Source organism: Mesorhizobium sp. WSM4829, assembly GCF_055811475.1.
In genome coordinates this window covers 1-234 of sequence record NZ_JBVVQJ010000181.1, presented here as the reverse complement: position 1 = coordinate 234, position 234 = coordinate 1, and the positions used below count along the sequence as shown (strand labels likewise).

The following is a 234-nucleotide window of genomic DNA, read 5'->3' as shown; positions in this document are numbered from 1 at the left end:
GTTGCGGCGGTTCTGGACGATCTCGTCGAGGACATAGCCGTCCTGATCGACGGCGCGCCATAGCCAGTGTTTTCGGCTCGTCGATCATCGTGGAGTGCGGCGTTATCAACTTAACTCGCCGTCAGCGATTTGCGGCATAAACGCGATGGAATGAATAAGGGGTCGGAACAAGATCTGCTTTCCCAGACACGCTAAGCCAGAACGGAGCATGAACATCAGGCGGCGCGAAGGCGG

Annotated in this window: 1 pseudogene; it reads right to left on the bottom strand. The window is 57.3% G+C overall.

Going from position 1 to position 234, the window contains the following annotated elements:
• Positions 1-75: pseudogene (locus tag AC0L17_RS34770) on the bottom strand (IS6 family transposase); the annotation flags it as partial.
• Positions 76-234: the final 159 nt, after the last annotated feature.